General features: G+C 69.2%; 3 protein-coding genes. 1 reads left to right on the forward strand and 2 read right to left on the reverse strand.

Features of this window, described 5'->3' with window-relative positions; genetic code table 11:
* Positions 1-538, reverse strand: a 538-nt coding sequence (locus M3N57_03955; GenBank protein MDP9021851.1) for an alpha/beta hydrolase, incomplete at its 3' end; no start/stop codon positions are given.
* A 123-nt stretch (positions 539-661) separates the two neighbouring features.
* Complete coding sequence (locus M3N57_03960; GenBank protein ID MDP9021852.1) at positions 662-3,556, reverse strand: LuxR C-terminal-related transcriptional regulator; 2,895 nt, start codon at positions 3,554-3,556, stop codon at positions 662-664.
* Positions 3,557-4,036: 480 nt separating this feature from the next.
* Here M3N57_03960 and M3N57_03965 point away from each other — a divergent pair, with 480 nt between their 5' ends.
* Complete coding sequence (locus tag M3N57_03965; GenBank protein ID MDP9021853.1) at positions 4,037-4,759, forward strand: restriction endonuclease; 723 nt, start codon at positions 4,037-4,039, stop codon at positions 4,757-4,759.
* Positions 4,760-5,090: the final 331 nt, after the last annotated feature.

Here is a 5,090-nt window from a genome sequence, read left to right on the forward strand (position 1 = left end):
CGAGGTAGTCCGCATCCAGGGCAGCGAACTCGTTGTCGGTGCAGACGAAGTGGTGGAAGATGTGGGCCGCGTCGAGGAGCCGGCCGTCGGCAGTCGCCTCACTCCACTGCTCGACCGTGGCGCCGAACCGGGCGAGGTCGTCTTCTCGCATCAAGGTCCACACAGCGGGTTCATAGGCGGCCACGGCGGCCACCGCGTCACTGTGAACGGCCGCACCAAGCGCCAGCGAACCGCCGTCCGACCAGCCCATCAGGTAAACCGGTTCGCCGACGCTGTCGACGAACGCGTTGACGTCCTCCTGGAAATGGGAACGTGGGGGCGAGTGGTCCGGGTTGTCGCCCGACAATCCTCGACCACGGAGGCTTGGCAGGTAGCAGGTGAACCGGTCGGTGAGGTGGGGCAAAAGCGCCTCCCAGGCGATGTCGCCGTCGTGAACCGGGCTGTGGACCAGGACCAGCGGTGGCCCCTGTCCCTGCACTCGTCCGGCGATCTCGGTGCCGTCGGCGGAGACGGCCCGGTGGATCCGGTCAGCTGTCATGGTGGTCGCTCCTGATCGATGGCCTCGATACCGCAACCGTGGCGGCTCACCCGAGCGAGAACATCAGCCGGTCGGCTACTTCTCCCGACCCCGCCGGCTACCTCTGGCGGGCGTCGCGGCGGGTCACAGGTCGCGGCGGGCAGCCACGGCGACCAGCTCGGCGCGGCCGTCGAGGCCGACCTTGGCGTAGACGTGGGAGAGGTGCTTCTTGACGGTGTGGATGCTGACGAACACGCGTTCGCCGATCTCGGCGTTGGTGTGCCCCTCCGCGACGAGCCGCACGATCTCACGCTCCGTGGGGGTCAGCGCCGCCCAGCCGACCTGCGGACGTGCGCGCTCACCCCTCCCGCGGCGCGCGTAGGCGACCGCCTCATCCAGGGACAGCTGTGTCCCCTCGGCCCAGTACGCCTCGGCGTCGTCCGGGTCGAGCTGCGCCCGGGCGGCAGCGGTGTGCCGCTCAGCCCGCTCGGCTTGCACCGGGAGCCGGACGATGCCGGTGTCGTCGTGGAACCGCTCGGCGGCGGCGAGCAGCCGCAGCGCCTGGTCGGGTTGGTCGCGTGCTACGCACAGGACGGCGACGGCCTCCAACGCCTCGACCGCACCAAGCCGGTCCCCGGCGTCGGCCAGCACCTCGAGACCCTCGTGGGCCAGCTCCCACGCGTCCTCGGGGTCGCCGTCGAGACCGGCGAGCCCGACCAGCGCCCGCCCGAGTGTGAACGGGTAGCGCGGGTCGACCGACAGCTGCCGGCACTTTTCGAGGTGCTCCCTGGCGTCATCGGGTCGCGGCTCGGCCAGGGCGACCAGCCCGAGCAGCCACATCGCCCACGCCTCATCCAGCCGGGTGCCCCGCTCTCGGGCGGCACGACGCAGCGCTTCGGCGGCCCGGCGGGCTTTGTCGGTTTCGCCCAAGCCGTACGCCACGAGAACCGTCCAGCGGCCGATGAGCAACTCAAACACGTTCGGCGACAGGCTTCGTGCGCGCAGCAGCGCCTCGGCGTCGGCTCCATGCTCTGCCGCGGTGTCGATGTCACCCACGAACAGGTCAGCGGCGGCGAGCACCGCCAAGGCGTAGGCTTCCCAGCCGGGTCGATCGATCCGCCGGGCCCAGGCGAGGCCCTGCTGTGTGTGTTCGCGGGCGCGGTCGAACTCGCCGGAGAACAGCAGGTACGCCCCCAGCTGGGCTTGTGCGGTCGGGCGGGTGAAGCTGACCCCGGCGTCTTCGCAAGCCGCCACGGTCTGCTCGAGCAGCTCCACACCCTCCCTGAGCGAGCGTCCATCGCAGGCGGTGACGCCGGCGAAGGCTAGGACGAGGATGCGGGTGGCGTCGTCCTCGAGCCGTGCGGCCAGCGCCACCGCCTGCTCAGCGTCGGCGGTGCTCGTGTCGCTGGTCGCCAGCCCTGACCAAAGGCCTGTGGAGGCGCGGAGGGCAAGACCCAGGGCGAGGGTGTCGTCGACGTCGAGGGCCCGTGCCACCGAGACCGCCCGGTCGGCGAAGCCGTACGCGCTCGCGGTATGGCCACTGCCGGCGATCACCAGGCTCGCGGTGGCAAGCCCTCGGGCCCGGTCGGTGTCGGTGGCTGCCGGGGAGTCCACGGCCGCCCGCAACCAGCGCACCATCTCCGAGTAGCGGCTCCGGTCAAACCAGAACCGCCGGGTCGGTTCGGCGATGTCCAGCACCGCCACCGGACGACCCGAGTCGACCGCCCACGCCATCGCGGCGCGCAGATCGGCCAGGTCGGCAGCCAGCCGTGCGTTCCACGCCGCGGCATCCGGGCCGTCCAGCCCGGCCTGCGCCCGGTTGGCCAGCCCGATGAAGAAGTCCAGGTGGCGGTCACGCACGCGAGCGGGGTCGTCGAGCTCGGCCAGCCGTTCCTGTGCGAACAACCGGATCGTCTCCAACAGCCGGTAGCGCGCCCGACCGTCGTGCTCGCCGACCTGCAGCAGCGAACGGTCGGCCAGCGCGCCGACGAGGTCGAGCACCTGCGCCTCGTCGATGTCGGATCCGGCCACGACCGCCTCCGCGGCATCGATGTCGAAGGTGCCGGCGAAGACCGACAGGCGTGCCAACGCCAACCGTTCGGCGTCTGAGAGCAGCCCGAAGCTCCACTCCACCGACGCCTCCAACGTGTGTTGCCGCGTCGGAGCGCGACGGCCCCCGCCGGTCAACAGCCGGAACCGGTCCGACAACCCCGCGGCGATCTGCATCGGCGAGAGCACCCGCATCCGCGTTGCGGCGAGCTCGACTGCAAGAGGGATCCCGTCCAGACGTCGGCAGATCTCCCCCAGGGCAGCAGCGTTGTCATCGGTGACAACAAAGTCGGGCCGGACCTGACGTGCCCGCGTTTCGAACAGGGCCACCGCATCCGCCGCCACGACCGTGTCGGCCGACCGCGCCTGCGGGTCGGGCACCCGCAGCGGGGGGACCTGCCAGGTCGTTTCCCCGTCGATCGCCAACGGCTCACGGCTGGTCGCCAACACGGTCACGCGCGGGCACGACCGCAGCAGCTCGCCCACCAGCGTCGCGCAGGCCCCGACCACGTGCTCACAGTTGTCGAGAACCACCAGACCGTGGCGGACACGCAGCTTGGCGATCAACGTGTCGACCAGCGCTCGCCCGGGCTCCTCACGGAGACCGACCGCATCCGCGAGCGCCTGGGCGACCGAACCGGGACGGCCCACCCCCGACAGCTCCACCCAACAGGCCCCGTGCTCGAACCCGGGTGCCATATCGTGTGCCACCTCCAGGGCCAGCCGGGTCTTCCCGCAGCCCCCCGAGCCGGTCAGGGTGACCAGGCGCGTCTCCGCCACAAGTTCAGCGACCTCGGCCCGCTCCTGCTCCCGGCCCACCAGGATCGAGACCGCCACCGGCAGCCCAACCGGTCCGCACACCCCGTCGACATGGCCCGACCCGGCGGCCGCAACCCCGACGACCGGGCCGTCCTCGGCCGACACCCGTTGCGCCCCACGCGTCGCGTCCGCCATCGTGACCCCCACCCAGCCTATGCAGGTCGAGCTCATGAAGCACCTGTGTTGACGCCACCCCTATTGATCATGCAGGGGCGTCCTCACGACGCAGGACCAGACTTTGATGACCCGGGTGATAACGGACATCGCCCCGTGCCGTCCTGTTGCGCCTGATCTGGGGCTTCGTGACGGCTGGTTATGCGACGTCGCGGGACGTGGCGTCGCGGGCGTTAGCAAAGCGTTGGCACGGCGCTGCATGCCGGCGCCTGGGCCACCGGGTCGGATCCGGCAAGTTCGTCAGGGACGAACCTTCACTTTTCGCATCCCGCGAGTAGCTGCCCGCCGCCTAACGGCCCGGCAGCATGCTGGGATCACACCCTCACTTCCACCACTCCGCGGGACTGGGCCGCGTTCGCCCAGGCCGCTGCGAGGAACAGACATCCCTGACCGCCGCGCGACCTCCCGTCGAGCACGAGGCCCCTGCGCTTGCGCCGCCGTTGCTAGGCTCGTGCGGGCGCTGTTACCGTCCCGTCCGTGTCGTGGCGGGAGTATGAAGAAAGGGTCGCCGACTTCTTCCGGCAGCTCGGCTGGACCGTTGAGGTCCACGCCGATGTTCAGGGCGTGCGGACTCGTCACGAGGTCGATGTTTGGGCCCTGTCGGATCGCTTTGGCGGCTTCACGCGATGGGTCATCGAGTGCAAGCACTGGGATGCCAAGGTACCGAAGGAAAAGGTCCTGACGCTGCGGACCATCGTCAATGATCTAGGCGCCGACCGAGGGTTTCTCCTAAACGAGCAAGGTTTTCAATCAGGCGCCTACGAGGCTGCCGCTGGGAGTAACGTCACCCTCACGACCCTCGCGGAACTCGAACAGGCGGTCGAGAAGGACCTTCTGGACATCCGTCTGGCACGTGTCCACAATCGCCTCGCCGATCTCACCGTCAGGACGCACCGGCTTAGCGTGACGGTGACAAAATCTCGAAGCGGCGCAACGTTTCGAGCGCGCCGCGGCGTTACGGACTCGGCGAGCCTCACCCCGCGAATTGGTGTTGTGTCATCAGCAGAACACGCCGCTGCGCGCGCTCGCGCCGATCACTTCCCCGTGGGGATGCTGGACCCCGAAACGGAGGGCTTCGTTCAAGTGGAGGCGATCGAAGAAGTCATCGACCGAGGGGAGCGGATCATCGGATGGATGGAGTGGTGGCTCACTGATCAGGAGGCCGGGGTGACTGAAGCTGGCGGCTGGGACGAGCCTTAGCTGGACAAGTCGATCCCCACGCTCGGCTCTCCGGTATGGATGATACCCCTGGTAGCATCCGAACGTTGGTTTGAATAGGTGTTGGTCATGACCAAGCGGCAGAAGCCCCCGAAGACCTGGAGCGGCAACGCACCGCGTGGCGCATGAACGGGCGACCGCTGCCGGCTCGACGATCAAAGTGATCCCCTACCGCGACGGGTAGAGATCCTGCACCAGGAGCGAATGAACGACCTTCCTGGTCAACATCGTGGTTCGCCTCGACGGTACGGAAAACGCGGCTCTCCCGCCCCCCTCGTTGAGGACCACCGTCCTGATCCAGGCCCTGCACGCC

It is taken from the genome of Actinomycetota bacterium, from assembly GCA_030776725.1.
Lineage (GTDB): Bacteria > Actinomycetota > Nitriliruptoria > Nitriliruptorales > JAHWKO01 > JAHWKW01.

Bases quoted from the DNA above. Each gene is read 5' to 3' on its own strand.
- M3N57_03960 (MDP9021852.1), bottom strand. From the start codon at position 3,556: ATGAGCTCGACCTGCATAGGCTGGGTGGGGGTCACGATGGCGGACGCG.